Genomic DNA, 18,078 nt, shown 5'->3' with positions numbered 1-18,078 from the left:
TGCGCTGGTACTTGTACAAACAGGAGCAGCCGAAACGGTTATATGCTTATGTAAGATGACAAAACAGGACGCCCACCGCTGGATCGCGCCAGAGTACAGGTTCAAGATTGATACAGCACAAGCGTCTGCACTGGCAGCCAGCTCTTACCGGGAATGAGAGGCGGCACAATTTTAAGATCGAGGCGCGAAAGGCTATCGTGTTGTCTGGCACTTGGACCAAACCATGGCTGCAGGCGGAAACGTTCGTGTTCGCTCTCAGGCAAACCTTAAACCTTCCGATAAGTCCGTTACTGTGCGCATGGCCTTTTTGCAGGGTAACTTTGCGAACAAGCCATCCGGCGTTGGCATCTGCAGTGTTCAAAGCTAAGAAAAGCCCCGGGTGATCCGGGGCTTTCTACTTTCTATCAGTAAACACCGACTTCGCTGCCCGGCTGCGCGGCAACCTTAAGCAACTTAAAGACGTAGTCCGCAGCGGAGCGGAAGCACACAACGCGGAAGGTCTGATCGTCGTCCATCCAGAATGCGCCAGCCACCTGCGCAAGGCGCGAACGGCGGATCTGGCCGGGTTGGAATGCCTCTGCCGACAGCTCAACCGGAGCCAGCTTACCCAACACTTCACGCGCGCTGGCACCCGAGATGCTGAATACCGCACGCGCATCCGAGACGTTGACCGCCAGAGCATGCGTGCCGCTGAGCGCGTTGGTCATTGCCGCCAGTTTGGCCTCGACCTCGGCGTAAGGCACTAGCACCAGCAATTCATCGGTGGACATCCAAGCCACGCCGGTGTCGCCAGTGACCGAAGCCTCGCGCTGACCGGGCACCTTCTGTCCGGTTGCATCCTTGACGGCTTTGGCCAGAACCTTGTCGGACAGATCACCGCGCAGTGTGATCATGCCTTGCAGGCCACATTCCGCGATCTTAGCGATCCCGTCATAGCTGGCGTGGTTCAGTGCGCTGATGGGTTCAGACATTCTGCTTCTCCCCGTCCTTGTCGAAGAAGATCGGGTCCACGATCTTTGCTTTGTAGGTTTTACCGTCGGTGCCCGGGAATTCGACAATCTCACCCATGCGATCTGGCCCGTGCTTGATCAGGCCCATGGCGATGCCTTTGCCCAGATTGGCCGAGTAATAGGTCGAGGTCACGCGCCCGATCATGTTGCGCTGACCGTTGGCGTTGACACCCTCGCCCACCGCGTAGGCACCGTCGGGAATGACAGAACCATCCACAGTCTCAAGACCGACCAGTTTCCAACGTTCTGGATCGGCCATATGGATGCGCGAATGGGCCCGCTTACCGAGGTAATCCTCTTTCTTTTTCGACAACGCCCAATGCAGCCCCAAATCCTGTGGGATCACGGTGCCGTCGGTCTCGTCACCGATCATGATAAAGCCCTTCTCGGCCCGCAGGATGTGCAGACATTCGGTGCCGTACGGCATCACTCCGAACTCTTTCCCTGCCTCCATCAAGGCATCCCAAAACGCCTGACCTTGGCTTGCAGGAACAGCGATCTCATAAGACAGCTCACCTGAGAACGAGATGCGATAGGCGCGGCAATCGAAGTCACCGATCTTGCCATCGCGCCATTCCATGAACGGCAGCGCCTCTTTGCTGACATCCATGCCGCCCAGCTTCTCAAGCACCTTGCGCGCGTTCGGGCCGACCACGGCGACTTGCGCATATTGCTCGGTCACGTTGGCGACGTAGACTTTCCAATCCCACCATTCGGTCTGCAGCCATTCTTCCATGTGACCATGGATGCGCTCGGCCCCGCCGGTGGTGGTGTGGCAGAGCCACGTGTCCTCGTCGATACGGGCAACAACACCGTCGTCGATCAGGAATCCATTCTCGGAACACATCAGGCCATAGCGGCATTTGCCGACCTTCAGCGTGGACATCATGTTGGTGTACATCATGTCCAGGAATTTGCCCGCATCAGGCCCTTTGACGATCAGCTTGCCCAGCGTCGATGCATCCAGCAGACCGAGGTTTTCGCGGGTGTTCTTCACCTCGCGGTTCACTGCGTCATGCACGGATTCACCGGGACGAACATAGGCATATGTTCGGCGCCAGTGACCGACCGGCTCCCAATCGGCACCGTTCTTGTCATGCCAGTTGTGCATCGGAGTTTGACGGATCGGCTGGAATACTTCACCCCGCGCCTCGCCCCCGATCGCACCCATCGAAATGGGCGTATAGGGCGGACGGAAGGTGGTGGTGCCGACCTTGGGAATCTCTGATTCAAGTGCATCAGCAAGGATCGCCAAGCCGTTGATATTGCTCAGCTTACCCTGATCGGTCGCCATGCCCAACGTGGTGTAACGCTTGGTGTGCTCGACGCTTTCATACCCTTCGCGCGCCGCCAGCTGAACGTCCGAGACTTTGACGTCGTTCTGGAAGTCGAGCCACGATTTAGCGCGCAGCTGGATTTCAGCATTGGCAGGCATAAGCCAAACAGCTTCCATCGGTGCCTCGGCAGTGGTTTCACCAACCGGGGCTTTGGTGCGTTTGGGCGTATGACCAACGGCCTTGCCCGCTGCTTTGCCTGCTGCGTCTGCGTCTTTCAGAACATCTGCCAGAGCCAACGGACCATTCGAGCTGCCAGCAGCAAGAACAAAGCCTTCACCATCAGCACCCAGCGGTGGGCGATCAGGATCTGGGCGGAAATGCGCGTGCGCCTCGTCCCAGATCAGTTTGCCGCCGCAGTGCGACCACATATGCACAACCGGAGACCAGCCGCCTGACATGGCGACCGCATCGGCTTCGACCTCCTCGCGCGCGCCGCCGACACCCTCTTGGTTACAGATGGCAACCTTTTTGACGCGTTTGCCGCCCTTGACCTTCGCGATGGCCTTGCCGGGATCAACGCGGATACCAAGGTCCCGCGCTTCTTGCGCCAGAGGGCCGGCAGATGCACGGGCGTCAACCACGCGCAGAACATCAACACCGGCCTGTTTCATCTGGATCGCAGTGCGGTATGCGTCGTCATTATTGGTGGCAACAATGACACGTTCACCGGGTGTTACGCCCCAGTTCACAACATAATCGCGCATCGCCGAAGCCAGCATCACACCCGGCACATCGTTACCCGCGAATGACAACGGACGCTCAATTGCACCGGTGGCGGTGACAACCTGTTTGGCCCGGATACGCCACAACCGATGACGAGGGCCTTGCACGCCCGGAGTGTGGTCCGTCAGACGCTCATATCCCAGCACGTAACCGTGGTCATAGACGCCTGCCCCCATGCATCGCGCGCGCAAGGTAACGTTGTCCATTGTTTCGAGTTCGGAAACTAATTGTTCCACGAACTTATCCACAGGCTCGCCATTCACCGTACCGCCGTCAACCGGAGCGCGACCACCCCAATGCGCGGTCTGCTCGATCAGCAGAACCTTGGCACCGGATTGCGCGGCCGTTTTCGCTGCTTGCAGCCCAGCTACACCACCGCCAATCACCAGCACATCGGTAAAGGCATAGAAGTGTTCATAGGTGTCCGCGTCCTTGGTTTCCTTGTCGGGCGCTTTGCCCAGACCGGCAGATTGGCGGATGAAGGGCTCGTAGACGTGTTTCCAGAACGGCTTCGGATGGATGAACGTTTTGTAGTAGAAACCAGCCGGCAGGAACCGCGCCAGCGCTGTATTCACTGCACCGATGTCAAAATCGAGGTTCGGCCAGTGGTTTTGAGAGATTGCAGTCAAGCCGTTGAACAGCTCGGTCGTGGTGGCGCGCTGGTTCGGCTCGAACCGGGCACCCTGCCCCAGACCAACCAGCGCGTTCGGCTCTTCCGCACCGCTGGCGACGACGCCGCGCGGACGGTGGTACTTGAACGACCGGCCCATCATCATCTGATCGTTGGCCAGCAGGGCCGAAGCGAGCGTGTCGCCGTCGTAGCCCTGCATCGAAGTGCCGTTGAACGTAAACGTGACCTTTTTCGACCGGTCAATCAGCCGGCCTTGTTTTGCGAGACGGGTGCTCATTTTGCGGACCTTTCGCAGGTGGAGGCATCAAAGCCTCCGGCGGGAGTATTTTTGAAAAGATGAAGCATCAGGAGAACTCTCTCCACGTCCAGTCAGGACGTTTGGCTGTGATGGCATCCTTGATATCTTTCGGCGGCTCGGTGACCTGTGCGGAATAAGTGCCGAACACCTCAAGCGTCTGCGTGCAGCGCGCGGCGTGGAACCACTTGCCGCAACCATTGGCATGACGCCAGCGTTCGAAATGCACCCCTTTGGGGTTTTCACGCATGAAAAGGTAGTCGTGGAATTCATCATCCGACGAGCCGGGGCCAAAACGCTTCAGATGCGCTTCGCCACCAGCGGCCAGTTCGGTTTCTTCGGCGTCAACGCCGCAGTAAGGGCAGTTCAGGATCAGCATGTTGTCATCCTTTTGGCGGTCGGTCGGCATCGAAGCCGACCTGAATTCTGTTACTTGGCGACCTTGGGCAGACCCATTAGTGCGCCACCCCGGCGGCGACGCTTTCGTCGATGAAGCGGCCCTCTTTGAAGCGATCCAGAGTAAAGGCTTCGGTCAGCGGCGAATGACCTGTGGCCATCAGCTGTGCCATGCCCCAGCCCGATCCCGGGATCGCCTTGAAGCCGCCAGTACCCCAACCACAGTTGATGAAGCAGCCACCCAGCGGTGTCTTGGACAAAATCGGGGACCGGTCGCCGGTCATATCCACGATCCCACCCCATTGCCGCAGCATTTTCAGGCGTGAGATCATCGGGAAGGTTTCGACCAGCGCGCGCACGGTTTCCTCGATGTGATGGAACGATCCGCGCTGGGTAAAGTTGTTGAACCCGTCGGTGCCGCCACCAATCACCATCTCACCCTTGTCGGACTGAGACATATAACCGTGCACGGTGTTCGCCATTACGACCACATCCATGCAAGGCTTGATCGGTTCGGATACCAGAGCCTGCAATGCAATCGCTTCAAGCGGCAGACGGAAGCCCGCCATTTCGGCCAGTTGACCAGAGTGGCCGGCAACGACGATGCCCAGCTTGTCACAATCAATGGCACCTTTGGTGGTATCTACGCCTACGACCCGCCCGTTATCCGAGCGCACGCCTGTGACTTCACATTGCTGAATGATATCCATCCCCATGGCAGAACAGGCACGGGCATAGCCCCAGGCCACAGCATCGTGACGCGCGGTGCCGCCGCGTTCCTGCCACAACGCGCCCAGAACCGGATAGCGCGGACCCTCCAGATTGATGATCGGCACCAGTTCCTTGACGCGCTCGGGGGTGATCCATTCGGTCTTCACACCCTGCAGAGCATTGGCATGGGCCGTGCGCTGATAACCGCGAATCTCGTGCTGTGTCTGCGCCAGCATCATCACACCGCGCGGGCTGAACATGATGTTATAGTTCAGGTCCTGGCTCAGGTCCTCATAAAGCCCCCGCGCTTTTTCGTACAGCGCAGCCGATGGATCCTGCAGATAGTTCGAACGGATAATGGTGGTATTCCGGCCCGTGTTACCACCACCCAGCCAGCCTTTTTCGATCACCGCGACATTCTGTATGCCGTAGTTCTTTCCAAGGTAGTACGCGGTCGCTAGACCGTGCCCGCCAGCACCTATGATGATGACGTCATATTTCTTCTTGGGTGCGGGCGAACGCCAGGCGCGTTCCCATCCGGTGTGATAGCGCAGAGCTTCCCGCGCCACAGCAAAGGCTGAATAGTGTTTCATGTGCGAATCCATCCGGTTCGGTGATTGGGCGCAGATATGCCGTGTGTGCGCAGTTTACCCCTGCCGCGCAACGCCGCAATATCGCACTATTGCGACATGTCGCTCATTCGCGGCCATTTGTCCCTTTTGTCGGGCGGCCCGTGGGTCTAAGTCAGGGCAACATCTTCGGAGGGACCATGACGTTCTGGGTTCTGATTTTTATTGTCGCACTCCTGATTGCGGCATTCCTTTGCTTCGCTCTGCTGCACAATCGCAGTGGGGAGAAACCTTCAGCCGCTTATGATCTGGAGGTTTATCGCGAACAATTGGCCGGGGTCGACAAAGACCTGGCGCGCGGTGTGATTGGCGAGGCAGACGCCGAACGGGTCCGAACCGAGATTTCCCGTCGCATTCTGGCCGCCGACGAACAAATGAAAAAGGGCAACGCCGAATCTGGGCCTTCGCGAGCCGTTTCCATCATCTCGGTGGTCGTGATTGCGCTTATCCTGATCGGTGGTGCGACGGCACTGTATGATCGGACCGGTGCCGTGGGTTTGCCCGACATGCCATTGACCGCAAGGCTGGAGCTTGCGGAAGAGGTTCGCGCCAACCGTCCGCCCCAAAACGCCGCAGAACAGCTGGCGACCCCACCGCAACCTGCGCAGTTGGACGAAAGCTATGAAGCGCTTTTGAATCAGTTGCGGGAAACGGTCGCCAACCGTCCGGATGACCTGCAGGGGCAAATGCTGCTGGCACAGCACGAGACCAACGCTGGCAACTTCAAGGCAGGATATACCGCGCAGAAACGCGTGATTGAACTGTCCGGGGACGCAGCAACGGCCGACGCTTACGCTGACCTTGCCGAGATGATGATCCTCGCGGCGGGCGGCTATGTTTCGCCAGAGGCTGAACAGGCCCTGACCGAAGCGTTGAACCGGGACCGTCGCCATGGTCCGGCGCGTTACTACTGGGGGCAGATGTTGGCTCAGGTCGGTCGCCCGGACCTGGCCTATCGCATGTGGGTGCAAACCTTACAGGATTCCCCAAGCGGCGCGCCCTGGGTCGGTGCCATTCGGGCGCAGATCGATGAACTGGCCTTTCGAGCAGGTGTTTTCAATGCACCAGACCTCAGCACCGCGGCCGGCCCCAGTCAGGAAGATATGGCCGCCGCGGCGGAATTGACGCCCGAAGAACGGCAAGAGATGATTCAGGGGATGGTGAACCAGCTGTCAGACCGTCTGGCCACCGAAGGCGGCGCGCCCGAGGAATGGGCACGTCTGATTGCAGCTTTGGGTGTTCTGGGTCAGGGTCAAAGGGCCATCGATATTCACAAAGAGGCCATGCAAGTCTTTGTCGGGAATTCCGAAGCACTTGAAATCCTCGACGCAGCCGCGTTGCAGGCAGGGATTGCCCAATGATCCACGATGCGTTCGAGGACTTCGCTGCAGCGTTGCCGCCGATGACAGCACTGATGGGTCTGGATCTTGGTGAAAAGACAATCGGCGTTGCCGTGTCCGACCGGATGCGCGGGGTTGCCAGTCCGCTGGAAACCGTACGGCGCAAAAAATTTACCTTGGATTCCGCGCGTTTGATCGAGATTGTGACCGATCGTGAAATCGGTGGTATCTTACTGGGACTGCCGAAAAACATGGATGGGTCTGAGGGGCCGCGCTGCCAGTCGACACGGGCTTTTGCGCGAAATCTGTCCCGTTTGACCGATCTGCCCATTGGATTCTGGGACGAACGGCTCAGCACGGTTGCGGCAGAAAAAGCACTGCTGGAGGCGGATACGACACGAAAACGTCGCGGACAGGTTATTGATCACGTAGCCGCAGGTTATATCTTGCAAGGGGCGCTGGACAGGTTGCGCTTTTTGTAACGAGGTCGGAGACCGTCAATGACGAATATGGTGTGGAAACGGAATGAGGTCGAAAGCCCTTGCGTCCAGATCTGTGTCGTTCACCCGACTGAACGCATCTGCACCGGATGCTATCGCACGATTGACGAAATCACGCGCTGGTCCAAGATGGACAGCTCTGAGCGTGCAGAAATCATGGATGACTTGCCCGCGCGCAAACCCCGGCTTGCCAAACGGCGCGGCGGACGTGCGGGTCGCTTAAACGACTCCTGAGCAGTTAGCCCAGCTTATCTCGCGCGTCGATTTGCGCATGTCCGGCCAGCTTCGAAACAGGTTTATGCAATTCTTTGCAGAGCAGAACCGTCATCTCGGATCGCGTCGCCCGGTCATGTCGAACAGTTTCACTTTTTGGTTTCACACGCCGATTGTCAGACGCGGCGCGGCTTAACAGCTTTCCAAACAGAGCATTCAATTTCATCTTGTTATTCCCGCTAAATAACATTTCTGCCGCTGCGGATCGAAAGCGAGCTCCGAGGGGTTCTAGCTCGCGTCTTATGTAAGTGGTGACCCGCAGCGACAAAGTGTGGCTAAAGGTGTTTCCAACGAAAATTAGGGGGAAAACACTCAGGTCCAGATCGTATTTGACGCACCCGTCAGTAAAAACCCATAAACGCCTGAAGTTCCCTCACGTCATTATTAGGCGTTCAGGTCTGAGCAAAACGCAAATAACAAGTGTGCACTTTGCAACCCAACCATTGTTGGCGAATCATCATGAATTTCGCGAGCGCGATGCAGCGATCAATGCCCTGGGGATTGATCGCCGCCACCTTAAGCACACTGCGGGCTTATCCGGCAGCCAGCCAGGTTTTTGCGTTGTCGAACTCTTCAGACGGGAAAAACTGAGTCCGAGTGCCAAGAACATGACTGGCGACTTTTTGGGCCATATGCTGCCAGCTTTTGTCGCCAACAATCGCAGCTCGGTCCAACTGACCGATATGGCGACTGGCCAGCCGGAAATGCGCCGCTAACGCAGACAGTCCCTGCCATCCATCGAATTCCCGCAGGTCGATCAGCAAGCGAAACCCGTCGCGGTCCTGAAGCAAGCCATCCAGATCACGCTCTGCCTGCTGGTATTCCTCGGGGTCCAGTTTACCCAAAAGGCTGATCTGCACACCCGGCCCGCCCAAGTCGGTCACATGGATCGAGCCCAGCGACTCGCGCATCCAACGCCGGGCGGCTTCCAGATCAGCCAGATCAAACAATTGCACGGGACACGGCAGGATCGGGGCGGCCAGACGAACGCTGGTTTTCACCCAGCCCTGATCGGCAACTACTGCGATCCGGTCGAAGCCACGCCAATGACTGAGCCCCAGCTTGGTATCCGACCATGCAGCGCCCAGATCATACCCTTTGAATTCAGGCTGCACGATGGCCAGTAGACGCACCGTATCATTTTCGGTCAACGCGGCCTCGATCGCAGGAACCAAGGTGTTTGTGTAGTCGGCGCTTGTGACTTGCCCTGACAACTCGACTTCAATCAGGGCACCATCAGAATTCGTATGGACCTTAATCATACCTCAAAACCTCCAAAGCCAAATAATGACAGAAGGTTAGGCAGTTTTGATCCATTCGGCCACACCCCCGGTACATTCCGGTCGAAAATAGGCGATCATCCGTCCATCTGGTCCGGCTGTGGCCGCGTCAGCCCAGGGCGCAACACCATGCAGACAATGGCGGTGTAACAGGTAAGCTTCCCCCGGTACGGCAGGCAATTCGATCCTCGGGCAGGTCTGAAAAACCTCGCGTCGCGCGGCTTGGTAGATATCCGTCACATCTACTTCATGCAGAGCCTCGTCTGGTGTGCCACGCAACGCATCCCTGAAGGCAGAACCAAGAATATGATGGCTGCCTTCCCACAGCACCATGGGTGACGCATCCGCGCTGGCCTCGGTCAGGGGAATGCCCAATATCCACGCATGTGGCTCATCCACACGCCGACGACGATCCGGGCCCATTGGGCGCAAACCGTCCACATGGGCAGCATCCCTATTCCGGCGATACCGAGTGGCGGCTTCGTTTTCCCAACGCCGCGGGCGTGGGTAGCCCGGATAGATGACCGAAACCTGCCCTTTGTGCAGAGGTAAATCACCATAGTGTTCGCGAATGAACGACAGGGCCAGTCCGGTCAAAGGCCCAGACGACCCGACCCTGCCCTGCGGGTCATTGGGTAATGCATCCACGCCGATGAACCATGTTCCTTCACAATCCAACCATTCTGCATGTTCCGGGTCCGAAGTTGACGCCCGTGCGGCGGGCAACGCGTGACCAATCCATTCGGCAAGCGTTGGATCAAAAGGAAACTTGACCCAGCCCTTGGTCCAGAAATCACTCATAGCCCAACCGCCTTGCGCAGCATGTTTAGTGCAACCAGCGTCAGAAATACCGCAAAGACCCGCTTCAAGGGTTTCGGATCCATCGCATGGGCCAGTTTCACCCCCCAGGGCGCAGTCATCATTGTCATGGCAACAACGACCCCGAAAGCCACAAGATTGACCGCTCCGATGGTGAGCGGAGGCCGATGCTCGGGAGCGATTTCAAGAAACAGAAAACCGATAACAGACGGCACGGCAATGATCACACCAAAGCCTGCCGCTGTTGCGACGGCACGGTGGATCGGGGTGTTATAAAGGCTCATCAGCGGAACACCAAAACTGCCACCCCCGATCCCCATCAGAACCGAAAGAAAGCCTACCATGGGCGACAGAACTGCCCTTTTGATCCCCCCCGGCATAACATCGCCCAGTCGCCATTCAGCACGGCCCAGCCCAAGATACGCGCCAATCACCATACCCAGAACGCCAAACAAAGCCTGCAGGGCCTCGGTCCGCAGGGCGGAGGCGACCATAACGCCAACTATTGCGCCAACGACGATACCCGGTCCCCATCCACGCAGAATGTCCCAATCAACGGCACCCTTTTTGTTATGCGCCATAACTGAACGAACCGATGTCACAATGATCGTGGCAAGCGATGTCGCCAAACACAGCTGCATCAGTTGCGGGCCGCCATATCCGAGGGTTTGGAAGGCATAAAAGAACGCGGGGACAAGAACGATACCTCCGCCGACCCCAAGCAACCCTGCCAGAACGCCAGCCAGCGCTCCGATCACAAGCAAAAGGCCCAGCATCTGAGCCAGCAACATCGTCTCGGGCATTGTTCCCCCTGCCTGTTAAGCCTCTGCCATCGGCGCAATGTGGTCCAACGCCTGCAACATCACTTCGGGCCCTGCCCCCTTGTGCACGGCCCCTTCTGACAAGGCGCGCCGCCATGCACGGGCCCCGGGGCGGCCTGCAAAGAGACCGAGCATATGGCGCGTGATCTGGTGCAACCGCCCGCCTTTGGCAAGATGCTTATCAATATAGGGCACCATTTGTTGAACGATCGCAATCGGATCTCGCGCGTCTCCGACGCCAAAGATGCGCGGGTCAGCCTCTGACAGAATATCTCCGGGCTGGTGGTACGCGGCCCGTCCGATCATCACCCCATCCAGGCCTGCATCCAGATGAGCCTTCGCCGCGTCCAATGAAGCGATACCGCCATTGATCGAGATATGAAGGTCCGAAAACGCCGCCTTCATCCGGTGCACCAGATCATAGTCTAACGGAGGAATATCCCGGTTTTCCTTGGGGCTCAGCCCCTGCAACCAAGCCTTGCGTGCGTGGATTGTCACCCTTTGACAACCCGCGTTACGGATCTGGTCCAGAAATGCAGGCAGCACATCGTCAGGGTTTTGATCGTCAACCCCGATGCGGCACTTGACCGTAACGTCCACATCCACAGCCGCGCACATCGCGGACACGCATTCGGCAACACGGCCCGGATCTTTCATCAGAACCGCCCCAAACGTGCCCGATTGCACCCGGTCCGATGGGCAACCGCAATTGAGGTTGATCTCATCATATCCAGCTTCGGCCCCCAGCCGTGCGGCCTGCGCCAGTTCATCCGGGTCCGAACCGCCAAGCTGCAATGCCACCGGATGTTCCTCTGGCGAATACTCCAACAAGTGCATCGCCCCGCCTCGTACAAGCGCCGGCGCTGTCACCATTTCGGTGTACAACAAGGTCTCGGTGCTGAGCAGTCGATGGAAAAAGCGACAGTGTCGATCTGTCCAGTCCATCATCGGCGCAACGCTTAAACGCGCTGCTTTTTGTGCGTTGTTTTTCAAAGCGCCAGCTCCACAGCTCTAAACTCCATTGCGTGCGATATCCCCGGTTTTAGCCGTATCTCCTCGGGTTTTCCAAAGATCACGATTCGAGCGTTCTTGGGGTGTAACACATCGCGACGGCGCGAACAGCAGGCCGAAGGCACTGTGCGAGAAGCCAACGTCTCGTGACTGTCGTGGTCATACCAGACGTGACCGTCTCAAACCGGTTTGCGGTGCCTATGATCACAAAAGGCCAGCAGAGAAAAACGTATATTTTTAAACATTTACCCTCGAAGCGCGCTCGAATGCCCCTTGTTCCTGAGCGGTGTTTTCCTCTGCGGTGTTTTGATCAGAAAGCTCTTCCAGGCGCAAACCGAAGGTCGCCGGCGTTAGTTGACCAGCCCGGTTCAGCCCTTTGAATCGGGCATGCATAAACCGCTTTTTAGATACCTGATGCGGCTGCGTGTTACTCATGTAGTCAACATCAACCTGTCCTCCGGGGGCCAGAAATCCGTCCGCAAGTGCTGCTTGTAAAAGCGCTTCACCACGCTGCGTGCGGGTAATCACTGAATTGGTACCAGGATCCGTTACGGACCCTTCTCGGTCCGGCGTGGCATTGGGCCAGGTGTCAGCGGCCGCAATATCTGCGGCCTCGCCAATACCATCGGGACAAACCTTGCAGCGAAAAGGCAATGACCATTTGCTTTCGTCTTCGCCCCAAAAATCAAGATAATGAAAATCGCGACGTCGACCGTCATTTGTGGTGATTGTTGTCGGGCCCGGACACCCACGGCCACGGTACCGCAAGGCTGTGATATCTTGCATGAGTATGTCGTTGTCCGACAAAAAGCGGTTCATGGCCTGATCGGGCATAAAGCCGCCGCAGACAGGGGCCAGCATATACTTTGTCAAGCGATTCACACGCGCATCCTTGTGCGCAAGATTGCGTATAGCGTTCAGATCACACGGCTTTGCAACAACGGCAAAGGGTTCGTTCCGGTCCAAAGCCGCAACCAGTCCAATCAGCGGTGCCGTCGGACCATAGCGAGACCCTGCCCCGCTCAAAACCTCTTCCATCGTTGTCGAAATCGTGGCCTCGCCAAAAGTCGGCTCTTGTTCCGAGGCTTTCACATGCAAGATGAACGAGACCCGCCCCGAGTATAGTAGGTATTGCGCCAGCGCGGTTAAGACACCTGCGGTAGAGCCCTCGTACCGCGTGTTGGCATCAACCGCCCAAGCCAGAGACAGGCTGTGATAAGGTCCCCAGACCAGGTCATCAAAGGGGGCGGCATTCGCTTCTTCGGATGGGATCGCCTCGCAACGCGCACCAGGGCAAACGTCGTAGACAAGGTCAACATCCGCCCGGGTCAGCTCGCCTCGAAGCTGCGGGCGCAGTTCTCCGTCCTGCGCCTTTTCCATATGCAGTTTTGCTGACCCAAGCACAGATTGGCAAAGACCGCAGCCAATGCACAATCCGTCCTTCAAAATCTTTGAAAAGCGTGTGTTGGGGTCCATGTTCTTCACTCAAAATCACCGAGGGCTATAACGGCACCATTCCGGCAGTTGGGTTTACATTGGAAGATTGGGCCCCAAAAAGCCTTCAAGACAGGTACAGCCATCACCAACCCTCTCCCCAACTGCCCGAAATCAACCCCATTTGCTCAAGCTTCAGGATCACCTGATGAGCGCAGTTGTCGACTTCGACATTTTCGGTTTCGACGCTCAGTTCAGGGTTTTCCGGCACGTCATAAGGGTCGGAAATACCGGTGAACTCTTTGATCTTGCCCTCGCGGGCCAGCTTGTACAGGCCCTTGCGGTCGCGGCGTTCGCATTCCTCGATGGTGGTCGCGACATGCACTTCGCAGAAGGCACCAAACTGTTCGATCTCTTCGCGCACGGCGCGGCGCGTGGTGGCGTAGGGCGCGATGGGCGCGCAGATGGCGATGCCGCCGTTCTTGGTGATCTCTGAGGCCACATAGCCGATCCGGCGGATGTTCAGGTCGCGGTGCTCTTTCGAGAAGCCCAGTTCGGACGACAGGTTCTTACGCACGATGTCGCCATCCAGCAGCGTCACCGGGCGCCCGCCCATCTCCATCAGCTTGACCATCAGTGCGTTGGCGATGGTGGATTTGCCCGAGCCTGAGAAGCCGGTGAAGAACACGGTAAAGCCCTGCTGGCTGCGCGGCGGTTTGGTCTTGCGCAGCTCGGCCACAACTTCGGGAAAGCTGAACCATTCGGGGATTTCCAGACCCTCGGCCAGACGGCGGCGCAGCTCCGTTCCGGAAATGTTAAGGATTGTCACCTTATCCTTGTCTTTGATCTCGTCATTGGGTTCGTACTGGGCGCGTTCCTGGACGTAGACCATGTGTTTGAAATCGACCATTTCGACGCCGATTTCATCCTGATACTGGCGGAACAGGTCCTGCGCGTCGTACGGGCCATAGAAATCTTCGCCCTGGCTGTTTTTGCCCGGGCCTGCGTGGTCGCGGCCAACGATAAAGTGCGTGCAACCGTGGTTGGCGCGGATCAGCCCGTGCCAGACCGCCTCGCGCGGGCCAGCCATGCGCATGGCCAGGTTCAGCAGGCTCATCGAGGTGGTGGACGCCGGGTACTTGTCCAGCACCGCCTCATAACACCGCACGCGGGTGAAGTGATCCACGTCGCCCGGCTTGGTCATGCCGACAACCGGGTGGATCAACAGGTTGGCCTGTGCTTCCTTGGCGGCGCGGAAGGTCAGTTCCTGATGCGCGCGGTGCAGCGGGTTGCGGGTCTGGAAGGCCACGATGCGGCGCCAGCCCAGCTTGCGGAAATAGGCGCGCAGTTCGTTTGGCGTGTCGCGGCGGCCGCGGAAGTCATAGTGAACGGGCTGTTGGATGCCGGTCACGGGGCCACCCAGATAGACTTTGCCGGCCACGTTGTGCAGGTAGTTGACCGCAGGGTGCGCATCGTCATCGGCGCCAAACACCTTCTCGGCCTCACGCGCCTTGTCCGGCGCCCAGCGATCGGTGACGGTCATGGTGGCGAGGATCACGCCCTCCTGGTCACGCAGGGCGATGTCCTGGCCCAGCTCGATACTGTCGGCAAAATCTTCGCTGACATCCAGCGTGATCGGCATCGGCCAGAGCGTGCCGTCAGCCAGGCGCATGTCCTCCACCACGCCGTTGTAATCAGCTTCGGTCAGAAACCCCTTGAGCGGGTTGAACCCGCCATTCATCAGAAGCTCCAGATCGCAGATCTGACGCGGGCTCAGGTCATGGCTGGTCAGATCAGAAGCTTCGAACTTAAGTTTCTGAGCAGACTCATAGGATACGTAAAGTTCCGGGATTGGGGCCAGATTACTTAACATCGTCATTGGAATACTCTTATCGCAGTGTTGGTTAGCCAGTGGGTAGTGGCATTTTCGGTGCATTTGCACCGACTGTTAGGCAAAGTCCACCGGCGTCAATGAAACAAAGGAGGATATGCGCTGATTTTTTCCGAATTGGAAGAGATTTCTGACATGGAAGCACGCCGTGTAACATGGTTCTATGGAATGGAATTAATTCCCTCACGCAGAGTATGACTGTTCCTGTTTTTGTACGTTTGGCTCTAGTTGCGAGGCGCGCATCACTGGCAGAGCAGGAATCGGCGCTGAGACGCCACGCAGCTCGAGAGCTCGGATATCTGCTTGCGCCACATCTACATCTGCGGCGCGCAGTAATTCGTTAGAAACCATCAGTTCAACTCCTAGAGCTTTGGTTTCGCTCTCAAGGCGGCTGGCTACATTGACCGCATCGCCGATGATTGTTTTTGCGGCATGTCCTTGTGCGCCGATTTCACCAAGAACCAGGTCGCCAAGATGCAGGCCCATTCCGATGCGAATTCCGGGGCTTCCTTCAGCCTCAAGCTGTTGGTTGAACAGATCCAGCGCCCGGCTGATCGCTATCGCCGCACTTAACCCAGCGCGAGCAGAGGCCGCAGAATCGCGTTTCTCGAAAACCGCCAACAAACCATCGCCCATATATTTGTCCACGATGCCGCCTTCGTCTGTAATGGCTGGCACCACCGCATCAAAGAATCGGTTGAGCAGAAACACGATGTCGTAGGGCAACTGCCCCGTCGTGCGGGCGGTAAAGCCGCGCATATCCAGAAACAACACCGCCAGTTGGCGTTCCTCTCCTTGGCTGGCGTGTCCACGGATGCGGCCGCCATCCGGCCGGAAAACACGAAAGACGGTGGTCGGCTCGGTTGGGCGGATCTGACAGGCCAGCCGCGTCTGGGGAGACGCGCCGACAGCGGCCAGACTGCGCGCCTCGACGTCGCTGGGTGGCGGCAGCGCGTTACCGCCATCCTCGACAATGACGCGGCATGTGGTGCAGCGTCCTTTACCGCCGCATAGGGCCGCATGGGGCACGCCGTTGGCTTGGGAAATCTCAAGCAGCGTCATTCCCTTTTCCGCGACTACATCCGGACCTAGGGCATAGGAAACGCGCACCGAATGCCTGCGTCGCCAGAGTTTGCGTCCGATGAAAACCAGACCTGTTGCGCCAAGTGCCAGCCAAAAGGCCATCAGGGCATTGTCCTTGACGCTGAACAGGGTTTGAAAAGCTTCGGGAGACGGCCAGTTGTAGTGCTCGATATACTGCTCGCGCAGAAACTCGTCGGCGAAGTCGGCCCAGATGCGACGGCCTTCGGTCAGAAGGCCAGCCAGCGCGAACAGAGGCACAAAGACGGCAACGCCGATCAGGTAAGGTGCGGTACGCGACCACCATTTTGTCAACCGCAGCCACATGTGCAGGCCGATGCAGCCATGCACCCAGACAACCAGCAGTAGCGCGCTTTGCATCCAGACCGCAATGCTGGGCCACATCAGGATGATGATGTATCCCATCTCGTCATTGACGTCATAAACCTCATGCGCGACCCGGGTGTGAATGATGTGCGAGATCAGCTGCAAAGGGATCAGCAGGCCCAACACCACCTGAAGTGCTGTGCTGAATGGCATGCGCAATGTCCTGCGCTGCGCGATAGATACCAGGGCAAGACCGGCATGAACGAACAGCGCCGCGTAGAGAAGCACGCTCATGGCGTCGTGGCGCGTCACCTCTTTCCGACCGTCTTGCATTCCGTGCAGATAATCGGTGTGAAACAGGCCAAGGCCAATGTTGATGAAGTGAAAAAACGCGAAAACAAACAGGATCAGGCCGCTGCCGATCCGAAGTCGGGTTGCCCACCCGCCGCGCCAAAGAGCGTTGTTCAAAAGCTCACCCGTGTTTCGCCCGTTCTGCAGCAATCCTGATACGGCACTGTGAAAGGGTCAAGGCGGAGGGGCGTAGTCCCCGACCCGTGCCGGGGACCAAAAATCGTTACTATTCGTTTTCTGCCAGAAAACGTTCGGCATCCAGTGCGGCCATACAGCCCATGCCAGCGCTTGTGACGGCCTGACGGTAAACATGGTCTGTCAGATCACCTGCCGCAAACACGCCGGGAACCGACGTTTCAGTTGTGCCCGGCTTGGTGACGACATAGCCGCCCATATGGGTTTCCAGCGTCTCCTTGACCAGCTCGTTCGCAGGGGCGTGGCCTATGGCGACAAAAACACCCTTGCAAGGGATTTCCGTGATCTCGCCGGTTTTAACGTGCTTGACGCGAACGCCTTCCACGCCCAAAGGCGCGTCCGTTCCGATCACTTCGTCCAATTCGTGGAACCACAACGGTTCGATCTTTTCATTTTTCATCAGCCGGTCTTGCAGGATCTTTTCGGCCCGCAACTCATCCCGGCGGTGGATCAAGGTCACCTTGCTGGCGAAGTTGGTCAGGAACAGAGCTTCTTCCACAGCAGTGTTGCCGCCACCGATGACCACGATTTCCTGTCCTCGATAGAAGAACCCGTCGCAGGTGGCACAGGCCGAGACGCCAAAGCCTTTGAATTTCTCTTCGGACGGTAGGCCAAGCCATTTCGCACGCGCACCAGTGGCCAGAATAACCGCGTCTGCGGTGTAAGTCGTGCCGCTGTCGCCCTTGGCTGTAAACGGGCGCTGGCTGAGATCCAGATCGCTGATGATGTCGCCGATCACCTCACAGCCCATTGCCTTTGCATGGTCCTGCATGCGCACCATCAGGTCCGGGCCCTGAACCTCGGTGTCGCCGGGCCAGTTCTCGACCTCCGTCGTTGTAGTCAGCTGACCGCCAGGTTCGATCCCCTGAACTAGAATGGGTTCTAGCATGGCGCGGCTGGCGTAAACCCCTGCGGTGTATCCTGCAGGTCCTGACCCGATGATCAGAACCTTAGTGTGTCGTGTGTCGGCCATGCTATCCCCGCTCGAATTGCCTGAATTGGGCGTTTAGCCCGTCGCCCCGAT

General features: G+C 57.9%; 16 protein-coding genes. 3 read left to right on the top strand and 13 right to left on the bottom strand.

Going from position 1 to position 18,078, the window contains the following annotated elements:
• Nucleotides 1-404: 404 nt before the first annotated feature.
• The 4 genes from I9187_RS11210 to I9187_RS11195 all read right to left on the bottom strand — a co-directional run bounded on the left by I9187_RS11210 (nucleotide 405) and on the right by I9187_RS11195 (nucleotide 5,696).
• The gene (locus I9187_RS11210; protein ID WP_171179484.1) at nucleotides 405-971 is read right to left on the bottom strand and encodes a sarcosine oxidase subunit gamma family protein; all 567 of its coding nucleotides are present in this window, start codon (nucleotides 969-971) and stop codon (nucleotides 405-407) included.
• Nucleotides 964-3,978: a sarcosine oxidase subunit alpha family protein gene (locus tag I9187_RS11205; RefSeq protein ID WP_171179482.1), complete on the bottom strand. Its 3,015-nt coding sequence runs from the start codon at nucleotides 3,976-3,978 to the stop codon at nucleotides 964-966. Before I9187_RS11205 ends, I9187_RS11210 begins: the two co-directional genes overlap by 8 nt.
• Before the next feature lie 67 nt (nucleotides 3,979-4,045).
• A complete protein-coding gene (locus I9187_RS11200) occupies nucleotides 4,046-4,375 on the bottom strand; it encodes a sarcosine oxidase subunit delta (protein ID WP_171180050.1) in 330 nt (109 codons plus the stop codon).
• 76 nt (nucleotides 4,376-4,451) lie between these two features.
• Nucleotides 4,452-5,696, bottom strand: coding sequence for a sarcosine oxidase subunit beta family protein (locus tag I9187_RS11195; RefSeq protein ID WP_171179480.1), 1,245 nt, complete (start codon nucleotides 5,694-5,696; stop codon nucleotides 4,452-4,454).
• A 176-nt stretch (nucleotides 5,697-5,872) separates the two neighbouring features.
• On the opposite strand from I9187_RS11195, the gene ccmI reads away from it, so the two are divergent.
• The 3 genes from ccmI to I9187_RS11180 are packed head-to-tail and all read left to right on the top strand — an operon-like array spanning nucleotide 5,873 to nucleotide 7,806.
• Nucleotides 5,873-7,093 carry a c-type cytochrome biogenesis protein CcmI gene (ccmI, locus tag I9187_RS11190; RefSeq protein WP_209509311.1) on the top strand — a complete coding sequence of 407 codons (1,221 nt, stop codon included), beginning with the start codon at nucleotides 5,873-5,875 and terminating at the stop codon, nucleotides 7,091-7,093.
• A complete protein-coding gene (gene ruvX / locus I9187_RS11185) occupies nucleotides 7,090-7,554 on the top strand; it encodes a Holliday junction resolvase RuvX (RefSeq protein WP_171179476.1) in 465 nt (154 codons plus the stop codon). The genes ccmI and ruvX overlap by 4 nt, the downstream gene beginning before the upstream one ends.
• An 18-nt stretch (nucleotides 7,555-7,572) precedes the next feature.
• Nucleotides 7,573-7,806, top strand: coding sequence for a DUF1289 domain-containing protein (locus tag I9187_RS11180; protein WP_171179474.1), 234 nt, complete (start codon nucleotides 7,573-7,575; stop codon nucleotides 7,804-7,806).
• A gap of 4 nt (nucleotides 7,807-7,810) precedes the next feature.
• On the opposite strand, the gene I9187_RS11175 is transcribed toward I9187_RS11180, so the two are convergent.
• From I9187_RS11175 to trxB, 9 genes are all read right to left on the bottom strand, one after another.
• Nucleotides 7,811-8,011 (bottom strand): hypothetical protein, encoded by a 201-nt coding sequence (locus I9187_RS11175; RefSeq protein ID WP_171179472.1) that lies wholly within the window; start codon nucleotides 8,009-8,011, stop codon nucleotides 7,811-7,813.
• A gap of 367 nt (nucleotides 8,012-8,378) precedes the next feature.
• The gene (locus I9187_RS11170; protein WP_209509312.1) at nucleotides 8,379-9,107 is read right to left on the bottom strand and encodes an STAS/SEC14 domain-containing protein; all 729 of its coding nucleotides are present in this window, start codon (nucleotides 9,105-9,107) and stop codon (nucleotides 8,379-8,381) included.
• A gap of 36 nt (nucleotides 9,108-9,143) precedes the next feature.
• Nucleotides 9,144-9,926, bottom strand: coding sequence for a hypothetical protein (locus tag I9187_RS11165; protein ID WP_209509313.1), 783 nt, complete (start codon nucleotides 9,924-9,926; stop codon nucleotides 9,144-9,146).
• Entirely contained in the window at nucleotides 9,923-10,747 is an 825-nt protein-coding gene (locus I9187_RS11160; RefSeq protein WP_171179467.1) for a sulfite exporter TauE/SafE family protein, read from the bottom strand. The genes I9187_RS11165 and I9187_RS11160 overlap by 4 nt, the downstream gene beginning before the upstream one ends.
• 15 nt (nucleotides 10,748-10,762) lie before the next feature.
• Nucleotides 10,763-11,758 (bottom strand): tRNA dihydrouridine(20/20a) synthase DusA, encoded by a 996-nt coding sequence (gene dusA, locus I9187_RS11155; protein WP_171179464.1) that lies wholly within the window; start codon nucleotides 11,756-11,758, stop codon nucleotides 10,763-10,765.
• 255 nt (nucleotides 11,759-12,013) lie between these two features.
• Nucleotides 12,014-13,156 (bottom strand): Coenzyme F420 hydrogenase/dehydrogenase, beta subunit C-terminal domain, encoded by a 1,143-nt coding sequence (locus I9187_RS11150; protein ID WP_209940194.1) that lies wholly within the window; start codon nucleotides 13,154-13,156, stop codon nucleotides 12,014-12,016.
• 199 nt (nucleotides 13,157-13,355) lie between these two features.
• Nucleotides 13,356-15,089 (bottom strand): bifunctional sulfate adenylyltransferase/adenylylsulfate kinase, encoded by a 1,734-nt coding sequence (locus I9187_RS11145; protein ID WP_171727426.1) that lies wholly within the window; start codon nucleotides 15,087-15,089, stop codon nucleotides 13,356-13,358.
• 195 nt (nucleotides 15,090-15,284) lie between these two features.
• Nucleotides 15,285-16,976, bottom strand: a complete 1,692-nt coding sequence (locus tag I9187_RS11140; RefSeq protein WP_171176146.1) for an adenylate/guanylate cyclase domain-containing protein — start codon at nucleotides 16,974-16,976, stop codon at nucleotides 15,285-15,287.
• A gap of 109 nt (nucleotides 16,977-17,085) precedes the next feature.
• Nucleotides 17,086-18,027 (bottom strand): thioredoxin-disulfide reductase, encoded by a 942-nt coding sequence (gene trxB, locus I9187_RS11135; protein ID WP_171176144.1) that lies wholly within the window; start codon nucleotides 18,025-18,027, stop codon nucleotides 17,086-17,088.
• Nucleotides 18,028-18,078: the final 51 nt, after the last annotated feature.

The sequence above is a fragment of the Ruegeria sp. HKCCE4148 genome (assembly GCF_017872495.1).
Taxonomy (GTDB): domain Bacteria; phylum Pseudomonadota; class Alphaproteobacteria; order Rhodobacterales; family Rhodobacteraceae; genus Ruegeria.
This window is presented reverse-complemented; position numbering and strand designations above follow the sequence as displayed.